Origin of the sequence: Neomicrococcus lactis (assembly GCF_014200305.1) — a bacterium.
GTDB lineage: Bacteria > Actinomycetota > Actinomycetes > Actinomycetales > Micrococcaceae > Neomicrococcus > Neomicrococcus lactis.
Genome location: NZ_JACHBL010000001.1, coordinates 782,998 through 808,951 on the forward strand (window position 1 = coordinate 782,998; position 25,954 = coordinate 808,951).

Here is a 25,954-nt window from a genome sequence, read left to right on the forward strand (position 1 = left end):
AAGGATGAAAAATGTTCAAGCCATCTCGCCGAAAAATAATGCTAGCTGGCGCTAGCGCCACTATGGTCGCCGCTTTAGCTTTTGCCCCATCTGCCTCTGCCCACGAATGCTTCAAGAAGCAATGGAGCGATGCTGCCTACGCGAAAGCGAGCACCAGCGATAAGTACATTTCGCTTGCCACCATTGCCGATTTTGCTTTCGTCAACTCAATTGCACCGGATTGTGTTGGTGTTCTCGACTATGACAGTTTGTGGGCCACTTGGATGGAAGAGAACGGCATCTCTCATATTCCTTTGATCTGGATCAAGGAGAATCCAGAAACGTCCTTCAAGGCGTGGGAAAACGAGAACGGTAATTCCGGGCCGGGTCTGCTGGGAAGTGGTAAAGAAAGTTCTGCACTTGGATATCTGGGAAACCATATCCCGGTGTTGGAATCCACCATTATCGCCGGACTTCAGGAGGCCGTCGCGAGTGACCTCTGCGAGTTCCCCGGGGACTAGCTCATCGAGTTCGGCCGTTGGGGGTCTGAACTCTTGAGAATTCCCATCGATTGGGCGCGCAAGACTGCTGAAAGGCGGTCCTGGGCGCCCAGCTTTCTATATAGATGCTCTTGATGCTTATGAACCGTACGCGGCGAAATAGCCAAACGAGCAGCGATGCCCGTGGCTGTCTTTCCCTGCGCAATCATCTCTAAGATCAATATTTCGCGAGTGGTCAGACTCTGGTGTGGCGCGTCCTGCGCTGTGTTGGCCTGCGCTGCGTCCGTGGGTCGTAGGTCCTGCAATTCCCGCACCAGCCGGATGTGCGTTTCTAGCCCCACAATTAGCCGTTGCAGTTCTTTTGCGTCCTCGACGTCGCGTTCCTTGAAAGGCTCATCGCGGACCAGTCCGTAGGACGTGGTGTAGTGGCGAGTGACTACTGGCAAGGACAAGTGGTGCCGCCCTAGGTGATATTCGTCGAAGAGATCACGAGCGGTTTGAGTCATGTCTTTGCCGCGGTGGGTGACGTCAATCAGCAGGCTCGGTTCGAGGTGGCGTAGATCCATGTGAAATTGGGTCAGAGGATGATGCGGGGCCACGGTGCGTACGGCCGCATCCCAGTGTGGAGCGCGATTGAAAGAACTCGTGTCCGCGATAACAGCGGGGGATTGTGCGGTGGCGTTTCTCCAACTCACTCGTGCACCCATGAACACGTTGAAGGTGTCCGTGAGCCCGGTCGTGAGATGTTCCAAGGCGTGCGCGGGTTCTGGTGAGGCGAGTATTTCCGCGGCGGTGTCTAGCCACGTTCGCCGGGCGGTTTTATCCACGATGTCCTGCCTTGAAAGAACGCGAGTCTTTCCTGCCAAAGTCTACGGTTCGCGGGAGTTTTTCACGAGGGGTAGGGCACCCAGTTCTAAGTGTCAGGGGCGATTTATAGCTTGTTGGTTGTCGAACAAAGGTTCGATACACTAGTGAGTGACCGCCCACCGCTTCCCGGGGCGGGAACTTCCCACCAAAGCCGAGAAGGCTCACGCTCGGCTATGCGATGGAGGTTTTCATGGGTCTTTTTACACAGTCGGTCGAGGTCGAATGCACCCCGGCAGGGCAACCGCTGCGAGTGCATTGGCAGGGCCGTGAGTACCGTTTAGCTGCTGAGCCGGTGCGTTGGTTTGAACGCCGCAAGTGGTGGGCTGAGGACGTCCGCGCAGAGCGCGCTCGCGGCGCGGGCATGGTTGATCATGAGATCTGGCGCCTCCAAGTGCGCCTCGTAGGACGCGGCCCGTTGCAAACCCTTGAACTGAGCCACCACGTAGAAACCGGCCGTTGGCGATTGATTCAGGTAGGTGACGCCGCCCTCCGGCAATCGGCATGACCTTTACGCACCTTCACGTTTCCTCTGCCTACAGCGCCCACTACGGCGTCTCGTGGCCCAAGGATCTTGCAGCAGCTGCCGCGTCTCATGGCGCGGACGCTCTTGCGTGCACGGATCGCGATGGCCTCTACGGTTCCATCAAACACCTCAAAGCTTGCATGGAGCACGGTCTCGATCCCATTTTGGGGGTGGACTTGGCGCTCATTGAGGACGAAGAAATCCGCACCCCGCACGGCACGCAACTGGTCCCGGTAACGGTAGGCCGCGTCGTCGTACTGGCAAAAGGACACAGCGCCGGAGCCGGGTACCGCGCGCTCTGCCGCACGGTGTCCGCCGCGCATGAGGGCAGCGGTTCCGGGTCCAGCCGCACGCGGCCCGTGGGGATTCGGCTGGAGGAGCTTGCACGGCTGTCCCGAAATGACGACGGCGAAGCGGTGCTTGCCATCCTTGTTGGCCCGCGGTCCGATGTAGGGCAGGCTGCGCAGCGCCGCCAATACGGGCGAGCGCGCGCCTTGTTGCAACGGTGGAAGACGCTTTTGCCCGCGGGCAGTGTGTACGTGGAGGCCGTGTCTCATTTGAGCCGTCCGGGGGAGCGACTCAGCACGGCGCATGCGGTACGGATGATCAAAGCCGCACGTCAAGTGGGTGTTCCGTACGTGTTGAGTAATGCCGTGCGGTACCTGGACGTGGAGGGTGCCGCGACGGCGGATGTGTTGGATGCCGCGCGCACGCTGACTTCGCTGGATACGTTGCCGGAGAGTCAGCCCAACGGCCAAGGGTGGCTGAAGACGCCGGAGGAAATGAAGCATTTAGCGCGGGAGATCGGACGGGATCTCACGGATGCTTCCGGCGTGGCCAGCACCATGCTCAGCACTACGGAAGCGCTCGCAGATTGGTGCCGCATAGATCCGGTGGCGGACTGTGGCTACGGCATTCCCGTGGTGCCTGAAGCGCGCATCATCGGCATCACAGGTGACGCCAACCGGGAGCTTGCGGCGCGATGTGAAGCCGGGATTACCAAGTTCTTCCCGCCGCATGCGGGTCAGCAGGTCTTCGGTAAGCGCGGCCGGGTGGAATTGCGGGAACGGCTGGATGAAGAACTGTCCGTCATTCAGGATCTGGGTTTCGCGTCTTACTTTTTGACGGTCGCGGAAGTCACCAAAATGATCAACGGCATGGGGGTGCGTACGGCGGCGCGTGGCTCCGGCGCCTCGAGCCTGGTCAACTACCTCACCGGCATCAGCCACGTGAACCCGCTCATGCATGAACTGCTCTTTGAGCGTTTCCTCTCCCGGGACCGCAGCACGCTCCCGGACATTGACGTGGACGTGGAAAGCGCGCGGCGCCACGATGTCTATCACGAGATCTTCAAGCGCTTCGGCGCGCAGCGGACCTCGCTCATGAGTATGCAAAACGGGTATCGGGCGCGCGGTGCCGTGCGGGACGCCGGGCTGGCACTGGGGATGCCGGAGCCGGAAGTGGACGCCATCGCAAAACAGCTCTGGCGCTTCTCCGCGTCCAGTTTCCGCGAAGCCATGGAGCGCATGCCGGAGCTCAAGAATTTCTCCGAGCGCGTGGAATCCGGACGTTTGAGCGGCAATCAGCAACTGGATTTGTTGGTTGACCTCACCGAACGCTTGGACCGGCTGCCGCGGCACATCTCGATGCACCCCTGCGGTGTGATCCTGGGGGATGCCACCTTGCTGGATCGCACCCCGGTGGAAGCCTCCGGGATGGGACTGCCCATGAGTCAGTTCGATAAGCACGACATGGACCCCATGGGCATGCTCAAGCTCGATGTGCTCGGGGTGCGCATGCAGTCCGCGATCGCGTACACCCTCGAGGAAATTCAGCGCATTCATGGCACCGGTGAAGCGGTGGCGGAGGCCGGCGTGCACGGGGCTGCGGATTTCGTAGCCAGTGACGGCAAGATTGCGCTAGAAAAGGTCCCGTACGACGACGCAGCTACCTTCGAGCTCATACGCTCCACTCATACCTTGGGTTGCTTTCAGATTGAATCTCCTGGGCAGCGGGAGCTGATTGGCAAGCTGGCGCCGTGGGAGTTTAACGACCTCATCATCGATATCTCGTTGTTCCGGCCTGGTCCTATGCAATCGGACATGGTGCGGCCGTTCTTGGAGCAACGCCATGGTTTCCGCGAAGCTGTGTACCCGCACCCGGATCTAGAACCCGTGCTCGCGGAGACGCACGGCGTCACGGTGTTCCACGAACAAGTGCTGCGGATGATGCACGTCATGACGGACTGCGGTCTCGCGAAAGCGGATGTGTACCGGCGCCTCTTGGGGAACCCAAAAGCCGAACCTCAAGTGGAGGCGTTCTTCCGGGAGAAGGCGCTCGCGAAGGGGTATCCGCTCAGTGTCATCGACAAGGTCTGGCAGACCCTGCACGCGTTTGGCAGCTTTGGTTTTTGCAAAGCCCACGGCGCGGCCTTTGCCGTGCCCACGTACCACTCGGCCTGGCTCAAAGCGCACCACCCAGAAGCGTTTCTTGCCGCTCTCTGGGAGCACGATCCCGGCATGTATCCGCGGCGCCTACTAGTGGCTGAAGCCCGGCGCATGGGGATTCCCATCCTTCCTCTCGACGTGAACCGCAGTACCTCGCACTTCCGCGTAGAACGCGTGGGTCCCGAGGGAACGGATGGCCGCGGCAAGGACGCTGGCAAGCTAGGCATCCGCATGGCGTTCACCGTGGTGCACGGACTGAGCGAGATCGAGGTCAAGCGTCTCGAAGCGCACCAGCCCTATACGTCTGTAGCTGACGTGAGAGACCGCGCCCGCCCTACGCGCACCAACTTGCGTCGCCTCGCCGAACTTGGAGCGCTAGATCGCTTCAACAAGAAAGAACGCGTGAGCCGCACGGACCTGGTGCATCACCTGGATATGCTGCGCCGACCCATCAAGGGCAAAAAGGTTCCCGTGCTCGAAGGACAGTTGCCGTTGCCGTTCGAAGAAGACGTGGAGACCTCCAACCTCACGGCCGTCTTCCCCGAACCCACCCAAGCTGAAAAGGTGCGCACCGAGCTAGACCTCACCGAGATCGACGTCTCCGCACACCTCATGGAATCTCACCGCAAACTCCTAGACGCCTACGGGGTCACCTATGCGCGCGACCTCTTGAGCCTGCGCTCGCAGACACGCGTGCTGGTGGCCGGCGTGCGCGTGGCCACTCAAACGCCGCCCATGCGCAGCGGCAAGCGCGTAGTGTTCATCAGCCTCGATGACGGGACCGGCTGCGTAGACGCGTCCTTCTTCACCGAAGCCCAACACGAAAGCGGCGAGATGCTGTTCTCCACCCGACTCATGCTCATCGAAGGCACCACGCGCCGTACCGGCCCACGCGCCGTCTCCCTCCAAGCCATCCGCGCCTGGAACATACACCAACCTGAGACCCTGCCACCCGTGACCTACTTGAAAGACACCGAAGAGAAGTACTGGCAAAAACGCCGCGAAAGCGCCCGAAAGTTCCGCGAAGAAAAAGACCAAGAACGCTTGAGCGAACTAGCACGCGCGCTCGCAGGAACCCGTGCGGGAACCCCCGGAAGTAAGAGGGAGATTCCGCATCATGACACGGGATGGCCGGTGCGGGGGATTGAGGCTACGGAACAAGCGCCGTCGTCGTCCTCAAAACCGTACTTCCCGCCGGTGCCGGTACCGCACCCGGAAACGTGGGAGCTCATGCCGACGCCCCAACGGTAGCGGCGCCTGCTTGCCATGCAGACCGCACGCCACGTGCGCCGATGAAGAAACGATTTCACGTAGAATCGTGAGCGGCTGGCTGTGATCAACGTACGTCACAAGCTATGAAGCCGATACTGAAAAGAGGAATACGTGTCTGAGCAAATCTCGATCGTCGTCGACGGGCAAGAAAAATCCGTAGACGCCGGCACCACCGGAGCACAACTGTTTTTTGAACAGCGAGAGGTGGTGGTGATGCGAGTCGACGGTAGCCTCCAGGATCTCAGCCGCGAACTCGTCGCCGGAACCACCGTTGAATCCGTAGACATCAGCTCCGAAGATGGCCTCAACGTTCTCCGCCACTCCACGGCACACGTCATGGCGCAGGCCGTTCAGCAGCTCCGTCCCGACGCAAAGCTCGGCATTGGCCCGTACATCAAGGACGGGTTCTACTTCGATTTCGACGTAGCAGAGCCATTCACTCCTGAGGATTTGAAGACCCTCGAGAAGATGATGCTCAAGATCGTCAACCAGAACCAGCAGTTCCAGCGCCGCGTGGTGACCGAAGAGCAAGCTCGCGAAGAAATGGCGAACGAGCCATACAAGCTTGAGCTCCTCAACAAGTCCAGCGAAGCGGACACCGCAGGCGAAGGCGTCAGCGTTGAAGTGGGCGCCGGCGACATCACTATCTACGACAACGTGGACCGCAAGACCGGCGAAGCCGTCTGGTGTGACCTCTGCCGTGGCCCGCACTTGCAGAACACCAAGATCATCTCCAACGCTTTCGCGCTGACCCGTTCCGCTGCCGCCTACTGGTTGGGCAGCGAGAAGAACAAGCAGCTGCAGCGCATCTACGGCACGGCATGGCCTACCAAGGAAGACCTCAAGGCATACCAGGAGCGTCTCGCCGAGGCTGAGCGTCGCGACCACCGCAAGCTCGGCGCCGAGCTGGATCTGTTCTCCTTCCCGGATGCTTTGGGCTCCGGTCTTCCGGTGTTCCACCCCAAGGGCGGCATCATCCGTAAGGCCATGGAGGACTACTCGCGTCAGCGCCACACTGAGGCTGGCTACGAGTTCGTCTACACGCCGCACATCACCAAGGGTCATCTTTACGAGATCTCCGGCCACTTGGATTGGTACAAGGACGGCATGTTCCCTGCCATGCACGTTGACGAGGAACTGAACGAGGACGGCACGGTTCGCAAGCCGGGTCAGGATTACTACCTGAAGCCCATGAACTGCCCCATGCACAACCTCATCTTCGATTCACGCGGCCGTTCGTACCGCGAGCTTCCGCTGCGCCTCTTCGAATTCGGTAGCGTCTACCGCTACGAGAAGTCCGGCGTGGTGCACGGCCTGACGCGCGTGCGCGGTATGACACAGGATGACGCTCACATCTACTGCACCAAGGAGCAGATGAAGGATGAGCTCACCTCAACGCTGAACTTCGTCTTGGGCTTGCTCAAGGACTACGGACTCGATGACTTCTACTTGGAGCTCTCCACGAAGGATCCTGAGAAGTACGTGGGCGGCGACGAGATCTGGGAAGAAGCTACGCGCACCCTCGCCGAGGTTGCTGAGGCTTCAGGTCTTGACCTGGTTCCGGATCCAGGTGGAGCTGCGTTCTACGGCCCGAAGATCTCGGTCCAGGCTCGCGACGCCATTGGCCGTACGTGGCAGATGTCCACCATTCAGTTGGACTTCAACTTGCCAGAGCGCTTCAACCTCGAATACCAGGCCGCGGACGGCACGCGTCAGCGTCCGGTCATGATTCACCGTGCACTGTTCGGTTCCGTGGAGCGCTTCATGGGCGTTCTCACCGAGCACTACGCTGGAGCATTCCCGGCATGGTTGGCTCCTGTTCAGGTGGTCGGCATTCCGGTGGCGGAGGCGTTCAACGACTACATGCAGGGCATTCTTGATGACCTCAAGAAGCGCGGCATCCGCGTGGAGGGTGACTACTCCTCGGACCGCTTCCCGAAGAAGATCCGGAACGCGTCCAAGGACAAGACTCCGTTCGTACTCATCGCCGGTGGCGACGACGCGGACGCGAACGCTGTGTCCTTCCGCTACCGCGATGGAAGCCAGGACAACGGCGTGCCCGTGCAGGAAGCAATCGAGCGCATTGTTGCCGCCGTTCAGTCCCGAACCTTGCAGGACGGACCAGTTCGTTCTTCGGAGAACGACGACGCCGCTGCAGTTGCGCAGGCCGGCTCGGAAAGTGCCGCTGAGGCAGCAACGGCCGACGCGGTTGCCAGCTCAGCTGCGGTTGAGTCCTAAATAGCTACGCTGGTGGGGGAGTTCAGAGGAGATGGAGACGAGATGAGTAACCACGATCAGGACGTCACGGACGATTTCGAATCAGCCGGAGTGCCTGACTCATTCGGCCGCCTCTGGACCCCCTACCGCATGGCGTACATCAAGGGCGGTCAAGACCAAGTCAAGACTGAAGCTGACTGCCCGTTTTGTGCAGGTCCATCCCGGACCGACGAAGAGGCGCTCATAGTTCACCGTGGTGAACACGCTTACGCGCTCTTGAACCTCTTCCCATACAACCCTGGGCACTTGTTGGTGTGCCCGTACCGTCACGTTCCTGACTACACGGACCTGACGCAAGAAGAGACCATGGAAATCGCGCAGATCACGCAAAAGGCCATGACGGTCATTCGCGCGGTCTCGTATCCTCACGGTTTCAACTTGGGCATGAATCAAGGTGCTTCCGGTGGAGCCGGCATTGCCGCTCACTTGCACCAGCACTTGGTGCCGCGCTGGAGCGGTGACGCAAACTTCTTCCCGATCATTGCCCAGACCAAAGCAATACCCGCCACCTTGGGCGAGATTCGTCAGCAGATCGCCGAGGCTTGGGACGAGGTTCATGCTTAATCGCCATGCTCGTGAGTTCTTCACGAAGCTGTTTACGCCTCTGGCCAAATGGCTCCTCAAACGCGGAGTGACTCCAGATACCGTGACCGTTGTGGGCACGTTCGGCTCCGTGCTCGGTGCGCTCATCCTGTACCCCATGGGCTACCTGTTTTGGGGAACCGTGGTCATCACCGCCTTCATCTTCTCCGATGTGGTGGACGGAATCATGGCGCGGTTACCCGAGCGGAAGACCACCAACGATGGTCGCTGGGGAAACTTCCTGGACTCCACGATGGACCGCTTGGGCGACGGCGCAATCTTCACCGGCGTAGCCATCTGGTTCTTCACAGGTGGTCACAATCTGGCCATCGGTATCGCCGCCTTGACGTGCTTGATCAGCGGTTCCTTGGTGTCCTATGCCCGCGCCAAGGCGGAAGCTTTGGGCTTCGATGCCAATGTAGGAATCGCGGAACGCGCGGAACGACTCGTGGCAACGCTCGTCTTCACAGGATTGACGGGACTCGGTCTCAACGAATGGGTGCTGTTTGGCGTCTTCGTGTTGCTAGCTCTTGCTAGTGTTGTCACGGTGCTCCAGCGAGTCTGGAAAGTACGCACTCAGGCTCTAGTATGAGTCGGTAATAAAAACCCCTCGAATTTGTGAAAGGACCACTCGTGTCCGCAAATGAATCCAACGCTTCTACGGGCGTGACCGGCAGCTCGCGCGTCAAGCGCGGAATGGCAGAAATGCTCAAGGGCGGCGTCATCATGGACGTTGTTACGCCTGAGCAAGCTCGCATCGCTGAAGATGCTGGCGCTGTTGCTGTCATGGCTCTTGAGCGCGTTCCGGCTGACATCCGTGCTCAGGGCGGCGTATCGCGTATGTCTGATCCGGATATGATCGACGGCATCATCGAGGCTGTGTCGATCCCCGTCATGGCCAAGGCGCGTATCGGCCACTTCGTGGAAGCTCAAATTCTTCAGTCGTTGGGTGTCGATTACATCGACGAGTCAGAAGTGTTGACCCCAGCTGACTACTCCAACCACATCGACAAGTGGAAGTTCACGGTTCCTTTCGTCTGTGGCGCCACCAACCTCGGTGAAGCATTGCGTCGCATCAACGAAGGTGCCGCAATGATCCGCTCCAAGGGTGAAGCTGGAACCGGCGACGTTTCCAACGCCACCACCCACATGCGCCAGATCCGCGCCGAGATCAGTCGCCTCAAGTCCATGGCAGAAGACGAGCTGTACGTCGCTGCTAAGGAACTTCAGGCTCCTTACGAACTTGTCAAGGAAATCGCCACTACCGGCAAGCTTCCAGTGGTGCTCTTCACCGCCGGTGGCATTGCAACCCCAGCTGACGCTGCAATGATGATGCAGCTCGGCGCCGACGGCGTTTTCGTGGGCTCCGGCATCTTCAAGTCCGGCAACCCTGCCGAACGCGCTGCCGCAATCGTCAAGGCCACCACGTTCTTCGACGATCCAGATCAGCTCGCCAAGATCTCCCGCGGTCTCGGCGAAGCCATGGTGGGCATCAACGTGGATGAGATCCCTCAGCCACATCGCCTCGCAGAGCGCGGTTGGTAAATAGAGCGCAGCTGGTAAACAGAGCGCAGCTGGTAAACAGGGCGCAGCTTGTAAACACTCCAGCTCGAAGCTCAAACAAGCTCAAGCCATAAGGAGCGACGCCCGGACGGATTGAAAGATTCCGTTCGGGCGTCGCTGTGTTTGGGTGATTTGTTCCACCAAGCGCCTCGCCCCAAACGCACCTAGTATGCGCGGCCAATTCTCTACAAGTTTTTTGAATTTTCTTGTAGAGAATTGGCCTCACATGGTGGGGCTTGGGGGCTCAGACGTCTCTTGGCGCGCTAGCGCTCTGACGTTCTGGCGATCAATCGCTCTGACGTCATAGCGCTGCTTTGGCTCTAGCGCGGGATGCGGAGCTTGAGCTGACGGCCTACGCCTAGGGGCTGGAGGCCCAAGGAACGAAGAAAGGGCTGCGCGAGTGGTCCGGCGGCCGCGACAATCGGAAGCCTCGTGACCGAGTTTCCTGCGTCGGCGCCGTTCAAGGACTCGCCGTTGGCCTCGTCCGTAGAACCGAACTCGTTCAAGAGCCGCCGCACGAGAGCGGTACCTACGCGGCGTCGTCGTACATCGGAGGCCACGGCGATACTGTGCAGCGAAACCAGACCGGACGGCCCGCGTCGCGCAAAGCCGCGACCCACTGGCTGGCCAGAAGCGTCCAACGCGAGTGCATGGCGAACGGGCCACGCGCCGTTGGCGACATCGAGTTCATCAACGTCAGCACCGCGAGCACCAGGCACCGACGAAGCGATGGAGATGTTGAAGTCGGCCAACTTGTCCGTCGGCGTGGGCTGCAAGAGGCCATGCGTCCACATGAGCGGGGGACCGGGCTGGAAGCCAAACTCCTCAAGCACACCCGGGCGGACGCTCGCGTTGACCCACGCATAGACATCGCGAGCGCCGAGACGCACGCCTTCGGCAAGTCCCGGGCGAAGGCTCGAAGCCGTGGGCTTCTCGGGGAACATCAAGTGCAGGCGATTGCGTGCAGGCAACCACACCCATTGGCAGCCGCTGCTGGTGTAAGTGCGGCCGCCCGTGGCTGCAGCAAGATCGCCGTACCAAGCGGTCAGCGAGGATTGAGCATCGCGAATTGTGGTCACGCGACAAGCCCCCGGCGTTCAAGAAGGAACTGAGGGTTGACGTCGCGGCCGCGCAGGTTGCGGAACAACGAGAGCGGATCCAGGGAGTTGCCCGGTGCCAAGAGGACGTTGCGGAAGGTGTCTCCGGCGTCGCGGTTCAGTCCACCGTTTTCGGTGAACCATTCCACGGTGTCAGCGTCCAGCATTTCGCTCCAGATGTAGGAGTAGTAGCCGGCCGAGTACATGTGCACAAAGATGTGCTGGAAGTAGCCGGTGCGGTAGCGCGGCGCGATGATGGATGGATCGAAGCCCACCTCGCGAAGTGCTTGCTCTTCAAAGGCCAGCGGGTCCTCGACGGTCTGGCCGGGAGCCAGCTGGTGCCAAGCCCAGTCCAAGATTGCAGCGCCCAAGTACTCGGTGGTCGCGAAGCCTTCGCCCCATAGGGATGAGGCCTTCAACTGCTCGAGGATTTCGGTAGGAAGTGGCTCGCCGGTTTCTACGTGGTGGGCATAGTTCTCAATGACCTCTGGCCAGTGTGCCCACATCTCATTGACCTGGGACGGGTACTCCACGAAGTCGCGAGGAACGGCCGTGCCGGACAGCGATGGGTACTTGGCCACGTTGAACAGGCCGTGCAGAGCGTGCCCAAACTCGTGGAACATCGTGTTGACTTCGTCCAACGTGAGCAAAGCAGGCTGTCCTGCTGGCGGACGAGGAATGCCCATCGTATTGGTGACCACCGGCTTGTCGCCCACAAGCTGGGAGCCACCACGAATGCTGTTCATCCAGGCGCCACCGGTCTTGGTGGAGCGGGCGAAGTAGTCGCCGAAGAAAAGTCCTAGCGCCGATCCGTCAGCGTTGGAAACTTCCCACACGCGGATATCCGGGTGGTAGACGGGGATGTCATTGCGTTCGGTGAACGTGAGGCCGTAAAGCTTGTTGGCCGCGAAGAAGACGCCCTCGGTCAGGACCTTGTTCAGCTCAAAGTAAGGCTTGAGCGCGGCGGAGTCTAGCTTGTATTCGGACGCGCGAACCTGCTGCAGGTAGAACGGGAAGTCGCTCGCTGCAATCTCGCCGCCAGCAACGTCTTGGAGCTTCTCGCGCTCAGCAAGCGCATTGGTCCATGCGGCCTTTGCGAGAGTCTTGAGCTGCTGGTCCACGGCTGCGGTCGAGGGAGCCGTCTGCTTCGCTAATGCCAGTTCGGCGTAGTTCGCGAAGCCCAAGAGGCCTGCCTTCTCCGCACGCAGCGTGGCGATCTCCTGAGCCAAGGACAACGTCTCCGTCTCCTCGGTAGCGTCACCCACAGGCTCAATGCCGCCAGAATTCGGCAAGCCACGCGCAATGGAACGCTCAAACAAGCGAGCGCGCACAGCGGCGTTCTTCAACGAAGACAATGCAGGCTGCGCAGAGAACAAGGACAACGTCAGCAACCAGCCGTCCAGGCCCTTGTCTTGGGCAGCATCGCGAGCTGCAGAAATCTGGGACGCATCGAGGCCATCAAGTTCGGCCTCATCCGTCACCAACAAAGCGTGCTGATTCAAGCCAGCCAATACTCGCGCAGAAAACAGCGCGGACAACTCAGCAACCCGATCATTGATGGCACGGATTCGATCCTTCTGCACCTGATCAAGTCGCGCGCCGGCCAGTTCAAAGTCCCGCAACCGCTCGCTCGCCAAACGAGCATCCTCGCCGGTCAAACCCGAAGTGTCTACGGCAGAAATGCGCTCAAACAGCGAGGCGTTCTGCAGCACATCGTTCTGATGAGCCGTGGTCAGTGCGCTGATCTCTTTGTACGCGGCCTGGATCTCCGGCGTGCTGTGCGCTGGGTAGACATTTGAGAACGCCATCTCGGCATCCCGCAACAACGCACCCGAGCGCTCGAGCGCAACAAACGTGTTCTCAAAAGTCGCTGGCGAACTATCCGAAGCGATGTCAGCAATCTCGGCACGCTGGCGCCAAATGCCTTCCGTGATGGCTTCCACGTAGTCAGCGGCAAATAGTCTGCCAAAATCTGGAACCAAATAGTCGTTGGTGGGTGCTTCGAAGAACGGGTTGGTCATAAGCTCCAGCTTTTCACACAGAGTAGACACGCGCCATGAACGCCACAGGCCAGCTTGCATCGGACTACCCTCGGCAGTGTGACTGTCACCTCTCGCGCCGCCCTCGCCACCGCGGTTCTCCTCACCACAGCGCTCACGGGATGCTCTGCGGGGACGCAAGCTGCGCCGTCGTCCTCCGGAATTGCTACTCATTACGACGCCGCCAGCTCCGCTCCCAGCGCGGCCTCCGCTACCAGCCCAGCCGCGGAGGATTGCGCGGCCAGCTCGTGTGTCGATGTGGTGCTCTCCGGGGATGTTTTGCTTCATCCGGCGCTGTGGGAGAACGCCAAACAGTCCGATGGCAGCTACGACTTCGCGCCGCTGCTGGCCGGGTTGAAGCCGTTGCTCCCGGAGAATGCGATTGGCGTGTGCAACATGGAGACCCCGCTCGCGGAACAGGGCGGGCCGTATCGGGGCTATCCGAGTTTCACGGTGCCGCCGGAAATTGCCACGGCGTTGAAGCAGGCTGGCTATGACGTCTGCTCTACCGCGTCCAATCACACCGTTGATGCGGGCACTGAAGGGGTAGTGAGAACTCTAGAGACGCTGCACGAGGCCGGTATTGCGACGACGGGTTCATACGCGACCGCTGAAGAGGCATCGAAGCCGCTTATTGTCGAATCCAACGGCGTGAAGGTGGCGTTCGTGGTGGGCACCTACAGCCTCAATGGCTTGCGGGCGGATACCTCGTGGCGCGTGGACATGATTGATACCGAAGCGATGATCGCGAAGGCGAAAGCGGCGCGTGCGGCCGGTGCGGACGTTGTGCTCGCGGGTACCCACGATGGCACGGAATATGTGTCCATGCCTTCGGCCTCTCAAGAGCGCACTATGAAGAAGCTCGCGGACTCGGGCGAATTCGATGCGATCTATGGGCATCACACGCATTCGGTGCTGCCGATTGAGAAGTATGAAGACACGTGGCTGGTTTATGGCCTGGGAAATTCGGTGGCTCGGCACGCCACGAATCTGGCCGTTAACCGCGAAGGTTTGACGGTGCGATTCCGCTTCGCAAAGGATGCTTCCGGCGCGTGGAAAACGGATGCTCCGGCGTGGACGCCGCACATCATGGCGCGTCAGCCGGACCGCTGGTGCGCGCTGGGAACCTCGACTGTTTGTACCTCGCCAGAAGAGGACGCTGCGAGCCTCAAACGCACCACGGATACCGTGAACAAGCTCGGTGCAGATAATGACGGCGCGAGGAAGGATAATTATTCTTCATGACCACCATTGGAGTACTCGCTCTGCAGGGCGATTTTCGCGAACACATTAACGCCATTGAGGACTTGGGACTTTCTACCGTTCCCGTCCGGCGCGCCCGTGAACTACACGGGCTGGATGGACTCATCATCCCTGGCGGGGAGTCCACCACCATTGACAAACTGAGCCGCATCTTCGAGATCGCCGAGCCCATCAAGGAAGCCATTGCGGGCGGATTGCCGGTCTATGGGTCCTGCGCAGGCTTGATCATGCTGGCGGACCGCGTGGTGGATCCTGCCTATGATTTGCAGGGTAATCCGCAACAAACCTTTGGTGGAATTGATATGTCCGTGCGGCGAAATGCGTTTGGCCGTCAAGTGGATTCTTTCGAAGAAGACATTGAATTCAAGGGACTGGATAAGCCATTAAAGGCCGTCTTTATTCGGGCGCCGTGGGTGGAATCCGTGGGGGAGAACGTCGAGATCCTCGCGAGCGTCCAGGTACCGTCGCTCGATGCGACTAGAATTGTTGCAGTCCGTTCGCGGAATTTGCTCGCGACGAGCTTCCATCCCGAAGTTTCGGGGGAGCGCCGCGTTCACGAACTATTCATTAAGATCATACGAGGGGAAGCTTAGGCATGTCAGGCCATTCCAAATGGGCAACCACTAAGCACAAGAAAGCTGTTATTGACGCGAAGCGCGCCAAGTCTTTCGCCAAGCTCATCAAGAACATTGAAGTTGCAGCACGCGCCGGTGGCGCCGATATGGCTGGCAACCCTGCGCTCGAATTGGCAGTGCAGAAGGCGAAGAAGACGTCTGTTCCCAATGACAACATTGACCGCGCCATCAAGCGCGGAGCTGGTCTGACCGGCGAGTCCATCGACTACCAAGAGATCATGTACGAAGCACGCGGCCCACAGGGTTCCGCGCTCTTGATCGAATGTTTGACGGACAACAAGAACCGCGCTGCATCCGAGGTTCGCGTGACGGTTACCCGTAACGGCGGATCCATCGCTGACCCAGGTTCTGTTGCCTACCAGTTCACCCGCAAGGGCGTTGTCGGCTTGCCGAAGAACGACTTGACCGAAGACGACTTGCTCATGGCAGTCCTCGACGCTGGTGCTGAAGAGGTCAAGGAATCCGGCGAGAACTTCGAAGTTCACTCCGAGCCACAGGACTTGCGCGCCGTAGTTGCCAGCCTGGACGAAGCCGGAATCGCTTACGAGTCTGACGAAGTTGAATTCGTGTCCTCGATGAACGTCGAGCTCGACGCCGATGCTGCCCGCAAGTTCTTGAAGCTTGCCGACGCTTTGGAAGAACTGGATGACGTCCAGAACGTCTACTCCAACGTGGACATTTCCCCAGAGGTTATGGCCGAGTTGGAAGAAGACTAATTCAGTGACTCTTCGAGTGGTCGGGGTGGACCCCGGTCTCACTCGCTGCGGTTTAGCGTGCGTCGATGTCGAAACGAATCGGCGCACGCAACTCGTTGGAGTGGAAGTCATTGGCACCTCAGCCAATCAACCTTTGGATGAGCGGCTCTTGCGCATTGATCAAGGCATTGAGGCGTGGCTAGATAAGCACAAGCCAGACGTCGTGGCTATCGAGCGCGTCTTCGCCAGTACGAATGTCTCAACGGTGATGGGTACGGCTCAGGCCTCCGGCATTGTGATTGCCGCGGCCGCTCGCCGCAAAATCCCGGTGGCTCTTCATACGCCGACCGAGGTCAAAGCTGCCGTCACAGGCAGTGGCCAGGCATCCAAGGATGCCGTGGGAAAGATGGTCACGAAGATTCTTCGGTTGACCGAAGTCCCTAAACCGGCTGACGCCGCGGACGCCTTGGCACTCGCCATTACGCACGGTTGGCGAGGCGCGGCCCCTGGTTCTCAAGCAAGCGCATCCTCACGATCAGCCAGTGCGCAAACGCCTGCGCAAAAGGCCTGGGCTGCCGCGGAAGCGGCGGCGCGCCGCACACGCTCCCGCTAGTGGACGCGTTGTTGCAGTACCTTTTTCGTAGATGTGTTCTAAACTCTTGAGTGAGTACTTTCGAAAGGTGAACGGGTGATTGCAACGCTGACAGGCACGGTGGCGCACGTTGGGCTGTCCCATGCAGTGATCGATGTCAACGGTTTTGGAATGTTCGTCCACTCTGTTCCCAGCACTTTGGCCTCCCTGCACGTAGGGGAGAGCGCCACTCTTCACACGCACATGGTGGTTCGCGAAGACTCGATGAATCTCTATGGATTCGCTGATGCAGGTTCCCGAGATGTCTTCGAAGTCTTGATCAGCGTCTCCGGCGTGGGACCCCGCATTGGCTTGGCCATTCTTGCGGTGCATTCCGCCGAAGCCGTCCGCGTGGCCACCACCACCAAGGACGTCAATGCCTTCACTAAGGTCCCCGGCATTGGTCCTAAGGGCGCGCAGCGCATTGTCCTGGAACTGGCTGGAAAGCTCGCACCCACTGGCGAAGACCAGGGTGCCATTCCGTTAGCCATCGGCGAGAACGTGTGGGAGCCACAAGTCACCGAAGCGCTCGTTGGATTGGGCTGGTCTGAGAAGGACGCCAAGCGCATGCTCGCCAAGTTCCCAGAGACAGAACCAGAACTTGCCGAACGCGGTTCGGTCCCAGAAATTCTCCGCGCCGTGCTGCGCACGCTCGGTAACTCTGTAGCAGGTCGTAGCGCATGAGTGGAGAAGGTCCACTCACCACTGCCGGTGCTGAGCCAGACGAGCGCATCATTGAGGCCGCTCTTCGCCCAAAGAACCTGGATGACTTCGTAGGCCAGCCTCGAGTGCGTCAGCAGTTGTCCTTGGTGCTCGAAGCCTCGAAGATTCGCGAACGCGTTGCCGACCACGTGTTGCTTTCAGGCCCTCCAGGCCTCGGAAAGACCACGCTCGCCATGATCATTGCGGCCGAGATGAACTCGCCGCTACGCATCTCGTCCGGTCCTGCGATTCAGCATGCCGGCGACCTTGCAGCAATTCTGTCCTCGCTCAGCGAAGGCGAAGTGCTGTTCTTGGATGAAATCCACCGCATGAGCCGTCCTGCAGAGGAAATGCTCTACATGGCGATGGAAGACTTCCGCGTGGACATTGTGGTGGGTAAGGGCGCTGGCGCCACGGCCATTCCACTGGATCTGCCGCCGTTTACGTTGGTTGGCGCCACTACGCGAGCCGGCTTGTTGCCTGGCCCACTACGCGACCGTTTCGGTTTTACTGGCCACCTCGAGTTCTACTCCGTTGAGGAACTCGAACTCGTGCTGCGCCGTTCCGCGATGCTCATGGATCTCAAGGTCAATTCGGCCGGATTCTACGAAGTCGCATCCCGCTCGCGTGGCACGCCCCGTATTGCCAACCGTTTGCTGCGCCGCGTTCGCGACTGGGCGCTGGTTCACGGCATCGAACAGATTGATGCACGTACGGCCTCCGCCGCGCTCGACATGTATGAGGTCGACGCCAGGGGTCTCGACCGTCTTGACCGAGCCGTTCTTCATGCGCTCTGCACGAAATTCGGCGGGGGACCGGTCGGTCTTTCCACACTCGCCATTGCTGTGGGTGAAGAGACCGAAACCGTAGAAACTGTTGCCGAGCCGTTTCTGGTGCGTGAAGGCCTCTTGGGCCGCACACCACGTGGACGTATCGCCACCCCGCAGGCCTGGGAACACCTTGGCCTCACCATGCCGAAGGACGCGGTCTTCTCAGGTCAAAGCTACATTTCCTTTGACGACGAAGAATCGCCCATCGTTAGCGAGGACTAACCGCAGGCGGTGCGCGTGGCCGAGTTGCGTCGTCGTACTAAGTGAGCCTTCAAGGAAACTGTGAGATAAGACCTATAGAATGGCGAAGGCCGTCCTCTGCTTTTTGACCCGGACGGCACGCCGACGATTGACGAATAGGTACATTCTTGACTTCCCTTATGGTGGCGCCACTCGCCGTTGTAGCCCAGGCTGCTCAGCAGCAAGCAACCGGATTTGATCCTTTTACCTTGGTGCTTTTTGCCGCGCTGGCACTCATGATTTTCATGATGTTCCGCGGACGCAAGAAGGCTCGTGAGGCTCAGGAAAAGATCAAGTCCAGCTTGGCTCCGGGCGCACAGGTCATGACGACCTTCGGCCTCTTCGGAACTGTTGTTTCCGTGGATGAAGCCAACAACAAGGTGCAGCTGGAACTTTCCCCTGGAAACATCGCCACCGTGCACACGCAGGCTGTTGGCCAGGTTGTTACGCCTGACGAGGCCGCCGCTGTTGCTCAGGATGAGAACGTCGTTGTTCCGGATGACGCCTCTTCGCTGGATGCAGCACCGCGCACCGAAACCCCAGCACCGCGTGCCCAGGAAGACCAGCCACTTGATGGAACCCTCAACGACGAACAGCGTCGAGACGGCGACAACAAGTCCTTCTAATCTTTGAACCGAGCGCACTGTTTACCCAAGCAGTGCGCTCGTGTCCGTAATTGTGAAAGTTGTTTCTAGATGGCATTGACTCAACCAGTCCGCCACGCGCGTGCCGGGCTCACCTGGTTGGTGGTCATCCTCGTTGCTTTGAGCGGTCTGCTCACAGCGGGAGTGCTCACTAACCAGACCACGTGGGCCCCGAAGCTCGCGCTGGACCTTGAAGGCGGCACCCAGATGATCCTGGCTCCGCGCGTTCAAGGCAATTCGCAAGTCTCTCAAGATCAGCTGGACCAAGCTGTTGAAATTATTCGCCAGCGTGTGGACGGCACGGGTGTTTCCGAAGCGGAAATCACCACGCAGTCCGGCCGCAACGTGGTGGTTTCGATGCCCGGTACTCCGGACACGAAGACTCGCGAACTCATTCAGGCTTCCGCCAACATGGAGTTCCGCCCGGTCATCACCGGCGCAGCATGGACTGCAACTCCTGAGGCATCCCGCACCGCGGACAAGGACATTCCTGCTCCAACGGCTGAGCCGAAGAACGCCTCTGACACCAACTGGGTCTCCAAGGATCTGTTCAAGAAGTTCGAGGCCTACGATTGCCCCACTGAACTTGCCAAGCCGGAGCGTCCGCAGAACGATCCCACCAAGCCTGCTATTACGTGTGATCCCAACACGCAGTACAAGTACATTGTGGGACCGGTAGAGGTTCCTGGTACGGATATCTCCAACGCTTCCTTCGGCATGGCCAGCAACTCGCAGGGTATGAGCACGGGCCAGTGGGCCGTCAACCTTGAGTTCAACGGCGAAGGCGCCACGAAGTTCCGTCAGGTGACGGAGCGTTTGGTTGCAGCTACCGGCTTCCAGAACCAGTTCGCTATCCTCTTGGACGGCACTGTTCTCTCGGCTCCTACCGCCAACGCAGTGATCGCTGATGGCCGCGCACAGATCACCGGTAGCTTCACGGAAGAGTCCGCTCGCGCGCTCTCTGAGCAGCTCAAGTACGGCGCTCTTCCTATTAGCTTCGAGATCCAGTCCGAGCAGCAGATTTCTGCAACCTTGGGTCAGGATCAGTTGAAGATGGGTCTCATCGCAGGCCTTATTGGTCTGCTCTTGGTGGCTATCTACTCTTTGTTCCAGTACCGCGCCCTCGGCTTCGTGACCATTGCGTCGCTCATCATCGCCGGTATCTTGACGTACTTGGCTATCGCGATCCTCGGCTGGCTGCAGAACTACCGCCTGTCACTCGCTGGCGTCGCCGGCATCATCGTGGCAATCGGTCTGACTGCCGACTCCTTCATCGTGTACTTCGAACGTGTGCGTGACGAGTTGCGTAACGGCCGGCCGCTCACCGCCGCCGTGGAAACCGGCTGGGACCGTGCTCGCCGCACGATTCTAGCTTCCAAGGCAGTGAACCTTTTGGCTGCTGTGGTTCTCTACATCGTGGCCGTGGGTAACGTGCGAGGCTTCGCCTTCACTTTGGGTCTGACGGCAATCGCCGACCTCATTGTGGTCTTCCTCTTCACCCACCCGATGCTGCAGTTGCTGGCCCGCACGAATTTCTTCGGCAATGGCCACCGCCTCTCCGGCATGGATCCGCGCCTCTTGGGCGCTGAGCCGTTCTACAAGGGAGCGGGCAAGTTCCGCGAACCGGTCACGGTACCTGCAGGCAAGGGCTCTTCGGAGGACGACGGCGCAGCTTCAGTTGCGAAGGAATCGTCCCGCAAGGCTCGTGGCGCCGCAACCAACGGTGAACGCCTGACGATCGCCGAACGTCGTCGTCTTCAAGAAAATCAATCAGCGTCCGCAACCGCGGATCACGAATCGGGAAAGGGGGCTGACAATGCCTAGTCTCGCTCAATGGGGAAATGATCTCCACTCCGGCAAACGCTCTTACCCGTTCGTTGAAAAGCGCAAGCTTTGGTTCATCATCACTTTGGTGCTGGTGGCACTGTCCATCGTCGTTCCGGTGATCAAGGGCGGCTTCAACTTGGGAATCGATTTCCGAGGTGGATCTGAGTTCACGATCTCGCAAGTGCAGCACACCGATGTTGCACCGGGCGAGGAAGTGGTTCGCGCAGTTGCTCCGAACGTGGAGCCTCACGTCACGAACATTGCACCTGGCACCATGCGCGTCCAGACGGACCGTTTGTCTGACGACCAGACGCTCTCCGTCGCAAAGTCCCTAAGTGACGCCTACGGCGTTCCGGCATCCAACGTGACCTCGACCTTCGTGGGTCCTACCTGGGGACAAGACGTTTCCCAGCAGGCGCTCCTTGGTTTGGTGGCGTTCGTGGTGCTCGTGACCATCTTGATGGCGCTGTACTTCCGTACGTGGAAGATGTCCGTAGCTGCTGTGGTGGGACTCTTGGTAGTCGTCATCATTACGGCCGGCATCTACTCGCTGTCTGACTTCGAAGTGACGCCTAGCGCGATCATCGGCTTCTTGACCATCTTGTCCTACGCCTTGTATGACACCGTGGTGGTCTTCGACAAGATTCGTGAGAACACCGAGGACTACGAGAACCAGACGGAACACACGTTTGCTGACCGCGTGAACCTCGCGATCAACCAGACCTTGGTGCGTTCCATCAACACCTCGATGGTAGCGGTCCTTCCAGTGGCTTCCATCTTGTTCATCGGTGCATACTTGCTAGGCGCCGGTACGTTGCGCGACTTGTCCCTGGCACTGTTCGTGGGCATCATCGTGGCAACTCTGGCAACGATCTTTGTGCAGGCTCCGTTGTACGCAACTTTGCGTAGTGGCGAACAGGCCGTCAAGGATCAGGCTGCACGAGTCAAGGCTGCACGCGAGAGCTGGCCTGCTGAGGCATAGGCATTACTGCTGAATCGCAGGGGCTGTTTCACTCCGTAGTTTTCGGGTGAAACAGCCCCTTGTCTTTTAAGCGTCCGTTCTGGGGATGTTGGTCCCAGGCGGCAGATTTTGAGCGCCGTAGCCACCCGATTCCTGCGGCGATCATGGTTGTGCTTGCGGCGACCCACGCCACCAGTGCAACCCAGATCATGACGTGTCCAATGTCCGTCATGAAGTCCAACCCCTGGACGCTTCAAAATTTCATGCTGGCACTTGCATACATCCCCAGCGGGAAGACGATGCTCCAATAGCTCATCTCATAGCGCAGGGACTGACGCTTCATGAGGTGTCGCCAGACGCCGAAGATCAGGAGCAGTGGGATCAACCAGAGTCACAGCGCCCACAGCATGTAGCTGATACCTGAAACTATCGGCGCTGTTGCGGCCATAACCGGAAGCTCTGACGGTAGATGCAAGATCTGCGCTCCTGCGAGAACTGAGATCGCTGTGGCGCCCATGTAGATCCAATAAGTGGGGCTCAACGGCTCTTGCTCGATGGCATGAAGAAGCAGCCTGATGGTCACCAAGGTAGCCAAGATCAGATACAGGGCGACGCCCACGGCCCACAGGCCTACGGCTGCAGCAGCCATGAGGGCTGATTCGTAAACGCGTGCTGCCATGGTTGCGGTCAGCGCAACGGACTGCGTACCGACGGCCCACAGAAACCAGCTGCCGTTGATGTCTTCGATGATGGATCTCTGGCGCTCCGCGAAGAGCAACTGTGTCGGTACAGCGTAGGTGAGAATAAACCAGAGCAACGCGCCGAGAACCGCTTGCGTCAAAGCGGGAGCGCGCCATCCGAAAAGATCGAACCTGGTGCTCAGCATATTCGCCGCGGCAACGAGGGTGAAGAATCCAAAAGCTCGAGCTGGTGCGCGGAGGTCCGCCATCACGTCGCCGAATGATCGACCGAGCCGAATCATCAGTCCAACGGCCAAGATGGCGGCACCAAGGACTGCGATGACAAAGAGGATTCGCGAAGGTAACTCTGCATCAGCGAGCTTTAGTCCCGTAGACACAATTCCGGTGGCCATCACGAAAGCGAAGGACGCCGGAGGCATGCTGGCGAATGAGCGAGCTATTGACGTCTTACCGTCACTACTCAGCGTGCTGCGTGAGCTGAGTGGTCCTTGAGTAGAAGCGTCTGGCGAATGCATGACTTCACTTCAAGCGGCTAGCGGGACTCGTGCTCATACTCGCGTAAAGACAACTCTCATCTCGAGAAAGTGAGATATTGTTTCACCTATTCATGAATAGTTGAAACAGTTTTCGCGTTTGATAAGGGAAACTGCACAGCGAAAGGGTGTGATGTTCATGGCTGAGACCAGCTCGCCTACGAATCCGCCTCGCCGCGCGACCGGCCTGTCACGATTCGTTCGGTTCGCCGGACGCACCGCGCATGAGACGCCTCCTATTTTGGAACCTCTGTTGCGAACCGTCCGTGCCAACAGCCCGCGCGAAGATCTCGATCTCATTACTCGTGCTTACACGGTGGCTGAAAAGTGTCACACGGGCCAGAAGCGCAAGAGCGGCGATCCCTACATCACCCACCCTGTAGCGGTGGCTACCATCCTTGCGGAAATGGGCATGGGTGGAACCACTCTCGCGGCCGCGCTTCTTCATGACACCGTGGAGGACACGGAGTATTCACTCGAGAATCTCAAACGGGATTTCGGTGAAGAAGTGGCGATGCTGGTTGATGGCGTCACCAAGTTGGACAAGGTTCAGTTTGGTCAGGCCGCTCAGTCGGAGACTGTTCGCAAAATGGTCATCGCGATGTCCAAGGACATCCGCGTCTTGTTCATCAAGCTTGCCGACCGCCTACACAACGCCCGTACGTGGCGCTACGTGTCCCCGGAGTCGAGCGCCAAGAAGGCCCGCGAGACCCTAGAAATCTTTGCACCGCTGGCTCACCGCTTGGGTATGAACCAAGTGAAGTGGGAGCTTGAAGATCTCTCGTTCGCAGCGTTGCACCCCAAGGTTTATGACGAGATCGTCCGCTTGGTGGGGGAGCGAACCCCCGAGCGCGAAAAGTACCTCGCGAAGGTTCGTCGGGAAATCGACGATGATCTTTTCCGTGCCAAGATTCGGGCAACTATCACTGGCCGCCCCAAGCACTACTACTCCATCTACCAAAAGATGGTGGTGCGCGGAAAAGACTTTGATGAGATCCATGACCTCATGGGCGTCCGCATTCTGGTGGATACCGTCAAGGACTGCTACGCCGCTTTGGGTGCGTTGCACACGCGCTGGAATCCTTTGCCTGGGCGGTTTAAGGACTACATCGCCATGCCCAAGTACAACACCTATCAGTCGTTGCACACGACCGTGGTTGGTCCTGAGGGCAAGCTCGTAGAAATCCAGATCCGTACCCATGACATGCACCGCCGCGCTGAGTACGGCGTCGCCGCGCACTGGAAGTACAAGCACCGCGTCAGTACTAGCTCGGGCGACACGAACGACAGCGCGAACATCAACTGGTTGCGGTCGCTCGCCGACTGGCAGCGGGAATCGCGTGACCCGGAAGAGTTCCTCGATGAGCTTCGTTACGAGATCGGCTCGGACGAGGTTTATGTTTTCACGCCTAAGGGCGACATCATGGGTCTGCCAGCCGGTTCCACCCCGGTGGACTTCGCTTTCGCCGTGCACACTGAAGTGGGTTACCGAACCATCGGTGCGCGCGTCAACGGCAAGCTAGTTCCGCTGAGCTCAACGCTTCATCACGGCGACTGGGTAGAGATCTTCACGTCCAAGGCCGAAGGCGCTGGACCTAGCCAGGACTGGCAAAACTTCGTCAAGAGCGCCCGCGCTCGCACGAAGATTCGTCAGTGGTTCACCAAGGAACGCCGCGAAGAGTCCATCGATCGCGGTAAGGAGCTGCTGACCAAGGCACTCCGTAAGTCCAACATGCCGCTGCAAAAGATCATGTCTCATGACACGCTCACCGCGGTGGCTCACGAGCTACATCTCAATGACATCGCGAGCCTCTATGCGGCTGTTGGCGACAACAATGTCTCCGCGCAGAACGCCATTGAGCACCTTCAAATGTTGGTGGGTCAGCAAGATCCGCAAGAGGCCGAAGAAGAGATCTACCCGGTCGAGGCACCGAAGCGTCCCCGCATCGAGTACTCAGACTCGGGCGTCATGGTTCGTGGCGCAGGCGATGTGCTGGCAAAGCTTGCTCGCTGCTGTACTCCGGTCCCACCGGATCCTATTCGTGGATTCGTGACGAAGGGTTCCGGCGTCTCGGTGCATCGCGAGGATTGCCCTAACATCCTCCAGCCAGGACTCGATCCGGCACGTCTCGTGGACGTCGAATGGGCTCCTACGAAAGAATCTGTGTTCCTCGTGGAGATCCAGGTGGAAGCCTTGGACCGTAAGAGTCTTTTGTCTGATGTCACGCGCGTTCTCTCCGAGAACCACGTGAACATCCTTGGTGCCAACGTGCACACCACTCGCGAGCGTACTGCCTTGTCCCGCTTCTCCTTCGAGATGACGGACACGAAGTATCTTGACCACGTGCTCAATGCGGTTCGTCGTATCGACGGCGTGTATGACGTGTATCGAACCTCCGGCGGTACCAGGCGCGCGTAGACAAGCTCTGTCTGTCGCTGAGGCTCAGTTACTCGGTGAATCGTTGTGAGTCGCGTACAGCTGCGATCAGGTGCTTGTGAATCGATGCTCTGCGCTGCGTCACGAGATTTGAGAGCAGCCGGTCCGTATCGAGCGTCTCCGGGTACTTCCTGATCAGCCGTACCAACGCTTGGTGGCTATCCTGCCCCTCAGGGTAGGCCGCCAGGTCTAGAGCTGTACGCCGCAAACTCGTGACGGACAGCTCTCCTAGCACCCGTTTGCCCCTCACACCGACCGGCGCTTGCAACGTCAACAGCGGCAACGGAGAGTTATTCGGCAGGGGCCGGTGATATTGCTCTACATGGAGCGTCAACCGCTCGGGCAAAGGTGCACACCCAAAAACCCAGGAAGCCGTCAGTCGCGCAAAGACGCCTGCTCGTGCCGCCTTGAGACCCACAGAAGCACCAAGCGCGCGAAGCCGGACGCTCGGGTCTATCTGTGTATGACTAGCGACGAAGGTTCCCGGCAAGATTTCGTAGACGTGAGCATCAAGGGACAGCGCGGCCAATTCATGGGAGGTGTGCCCGTGCTTGGACGCGGCATAAAGCTCCACCGGTTCGGCAGTCATTGCCTCACCCGCGGATAGTGCGTGAACAGTCATGGTTTGCCCTTCGCCCCAGAAAGCTTGTTGCCCTCAACCATGCCAAAAAGAACCAGACGTGAGGCCAGAGCCGGCAAATGTGTTGAT

General features: G+C 59.3%; 22 protein-coding genes. 17 read left to right on the plus strand and 5 right to left on the minus strand.

Going from position 1 to position 25,954, the window contains the following annotated elements; genetic code table 11:
* Nucleotides 1-11 precede the first annotated feature (11 nt).
* Nucleotides 12-500, plus strand: coding sequence for a hypothetical protein (locus BKA12_RS03620; RefSeq protein WP_183640709.1), 489 nt, complete (start codon nt 12-14; stop codon nt 498-500).
* Here BKA12_RS03620 and BKA12_RS12585 read toward each other — a convergent pair.
* Nucleotides 497-1,306: a LuxR C-terminal-related transcriptional regulator gene (locus BKA12_RS12585; protein WP_221228047.1), complete on the minus strand. Its 810-nt coding sequence runs from the start codon at nt 1,304-1,306 to the stop codon at nt 497-499. The genes BKA12_RS03620 and BKA12_RS12585 overlap by 4 nt on opposite strands.
* A 230-nt stretch (nt 1,307-1,536) precedes the next feature.
* Here BKA12_RS12585 and BKA12_RS03630 point away from each other — a divergent pair, with 230 nt between their 5' ends.
* The 6 genes from BKA12_RS03630 (at nt 1,537) to pdxS (ending at nt 9,992) form a co-directional block, all read left to right on the plus strand.
* The gene (locus tag BKA12_RS03630; RefSeq protein WP_183640710.1) at nt 1,537-1,851 is read left to right on the plus strand and encodes a hypothetical protein; all 315 of its coding nucleotides are present in this window, start codon (nt 1,537-1,539) and stop codon (nt 1,849-1,851) included.
* Nucleotides 1,848-5,567: a DNA polymerase III subunit alpha gene (locus BKA12_RS03635; protein WP_183640712.1), complete on the plus strand. Its 3,720-nt coding sequence runs from the start codon at nt 1,848-1,850 to the stop codon at nt 5,565-5,567. The genes BKA12_RS03630 and BKA12_RS03635 overlap by 4 nt, the downstream gene beginning before the upstream one ends.
* A gap of 132 nt (nt 5,568-5,699) precedes the next feature.
* Complete coding sequence (thrS, locus tag BKA12_RS03640; RefSeq protein WP_183640714.1) at nt 5,700-7,826, plus strand: threonine--tRNA ligase; 2,127 nt, start codon at nt 5,700-5,702, stop codon at nt 7,824-7,826.
* A 42-nt stretch (nt 7,827-7,868) separates the two neighbouring features.
* Entirely contained in the window at nt 7,869-8,429 is a 561-nt protein-coding gene (locus tag BKA12_RS03645; RefSeq protein WP_183640715.1) for an HIT family protein, read from the plus strand.
* Entirely contained in the window at nt 8,422-9,039 is a 618-nt protein-coding gene (gene pgsA, locus BKA12_RS03650; protein WP_183640717.1) for a phosphatidylinositol phosphate synthase, read from the plus strand. Before BKA12_RS03645 ends, pgsA begins: the two co-directional genes overlap by 8 nt.
* A gap of 26 nt (nt 9,040-9,065) precedes the next feature.
* Nucleotides 9,066-9,992 carry a pyridoxal 5'-phosphate synthase lyase subunit PdxS gene (gene pdxS, locus BKA12_RS03655; RefSeq protein ID WP_420826506.1) on the plus strand — a complete coding sequence of 309 codons (927 nt, stop codon included), beginning with the start codon at nt 9,066-9,068 and terminating at the stop codon, nt 9,990-9,992.
* A gap of 338 nt (nt 9,993-10,330) precedes the next feature.
* Here pdxS and BKA12_RS03660 read toward each other — a convergent pair whose 3' ends face one another.
* Nucleotides 10,331-11,089 carry a GNAT family N-acetyltransferase gene (locus BKA12_RS03660; protein ID WP_183640720.1) on the minus strand — a complete coding sequence of 253 codons (759 nt, stop codon included), beginning with the start codon at nt 11,087-11,089 and terminating at the stop codon, nt 10,331-10,333.
* Nucleotides 11,086-13,128 (minus strand): M3 family metallopeptidase, encoded by a 2,043-nt coding sequence (locus BKA12_RS03665; RefSeq protein ID WP_183640722.1) that lies wholly within the window; start codon nt 13,126-13,128, stop codon nt 11,086-11,088. Before BKA12_RS03665 ends, BKA12_RS03660 begins: the two co-directional genes overlap by 4 nt.
* A 78-nt stretch (nt 13,129-13,206) precedes the next feature.
* Here BKA12_RS03665 and BKA12_RS03670 point away from each other — a divergent pair, with 78 nt between their 5' ends.
* The 9 genes from BKA12_RS03670 to secF all read left to right on the plus strand — a co-directional run bounded on the left by BKA12_RS03670 (nt 13,207) and on the right by secF (nt 21,595).
* A complete protein-coding gene (locus BKA12_RS03670; protein WP_183640724.1) occupies nt 13,207-14,391 on the plus strand; it encodes a CapA family protein in 1,185 nt (394 codons plus the stop codon).
* Nucleotides 14,388-15,002: a pyridoxal 5'-phosphate synthase glutaminase subunit PdxT gene (gene pdxT, locus BKA12_RS03675; RefSeq protein ID WP_183640726.1), complete on the plus strand. Its 615-nt coding sequence runs from the start codon at nt 14,388-14,390 to the stop codon at nt 15,000-15,002. The genes BKA12_RS03670 and pdxT overlap by 4 nt, the downstream gene beginning before the upstream one ends.
* 2 nt (nt 15,003-15,004) lie before the next feature.
* Nucleotides 15,005-15,760 carry a YebC/PmpR family DNA-binding transcriptional regulator gene (locus tag BKA12_RS03680; RefSeq protein WP_183640728.1) on the plus strand — a complete coding sequence of 252 codons (756 nt, stop codon included), beginning with the start codon at nt 15,005-15,007 and terminating at the stop codon, nt 15,758-15,760.
* A gap of 4 nt (nt 15,761-15,764) precedes the next feature.
* Nucleotides 15,765-16,352: a crossover junction endodeoxyribonuclease RuvC gene (gene ruvC, locus BKA12_RS03685; RefSeq protein WP_183640730.1), complete on the plus strand. Its 588-nt coding sequence runs from the start codon at nt 15,765-15,767 to the stop codon at nt 16,350-16,352.
* 75 nt (nt 16,353-16,427) lie between these two features.
* The gene (gene ruvA, locus BKA12_RS03690; RefSeq protein ID WP_183640731.1) at nt 16,428-17,054 is read left to right on the plus strand and encodes a Holliday junction branch migration protein RuvA; all 627 of its coding nucleotides are present in this window, start codon (nt 16,428-16,430) and stop codon (nt 17,052-17,054) included.
* Nucleotides 17,051-18,124 carry a Holliday junction branch migration DNA helicase RuvB gene (gene ruvB / locus BKA12_RS03695; protein WP_183640733.1) on the plus strand — a complete coding sequence of 358 codons (1,074 nt, stop codon included), beginning with the start codon at nt 17,051-17,053 and terminating at the stop codon, nt 18,122-18,124. The genes ruvA and ruvB overlap by 4 nt, the downstream gene beginning before the upstream one ends.
* 146 nt (nt 18,125-18,270) lie before the next feature.
* Nucleotides 18,271-18,768: a preprotein translocase subunit YajC gene (yajC, locus tag BKA12_RS03700; RefSeq protein ID WP_246361596.1), complete on the plus strand. Its 498-nt coding sequence runs from the start codon at nt 18,271-18,273 to the stop codon at nt 18,766-18,768.
* Between the two features lie 69 nt (nt 18,769-18,837).
* The gene (gene secD, locus BKA12_RS03705) at nt 18,838-20,610 is read left to right on the plus strand and encodes a protein translocase subunit SecD (RefSeq protein WP_183640735.1); all 1,773 of its coding nucleotides are present in this window, start codon (nt 18,838-18,840) and stop codon (nt 20,608-20,610) included.
* Nucleotides 20,603-21,595, plus strand: coding sequence for a protein translocase subunit SecF (secF, locus tag BKA12_RS03710; RefSeq protein WP_183640737.1), 993 nt, complete (start codon nt 20,603-20,605; stop codon nt 21,593-21,595). The genes secD and secF overlap by 8 nt, the downstream gene beginning before the upstream one ends.
* Before the next feature lie 370 nt (nt 21,596-21,965).
* Here the strand turns inward: secF and BKA12_RS03715 are convergent, their stop codons facing one another.
* A complete protein-coding gene (locus tag BKA12_RS03715; protein WP_183640739.1) occupies nt 21,966-22,790 on the minus strand; it encodes a tellurite resistance/C4-dicarboxylate transporter family protein in 825 nt (274 codons plus the stop codon).
* Between the two features lie 157 nt (nt 22,791-22,947).
* On the opposite strand from BKA12_RS03715, the gene BKA12_RS03720 reads away from it, so the two are divergent.
* Nucleotides 22,948-25,227 (plus strand): RelA/SpoT family protein, encoded by a 2,280-nt coding sequence (locus tag BKA12_RS03720; protein ID WP_246361597.1) that lies wholly within the window; start codon nt 22,948-22,950, stop codon nt 25,225-25,227.
* A 28-nt stretch (nt 25,228-25,255) separates the two neighbouring features.
* Here the strand turns inward: BKA12_RS03720 and BKA12_RS03725 are convergent, their stop codons facing one another.
* Nucleotides 25,256-25,867: a hypothetical protein gene (locus tag BKA12_RS03725; RefSeq protein ID WP_183640742.1), complete on the minus strand. Its 612-nt coding sequence runs from the start codon at nt 25,865-25,867 to the stop codon at nt 25,256-25,258.
* Nucleotides 25,868-25,954 lie beyond the last annotated feature (87 nt).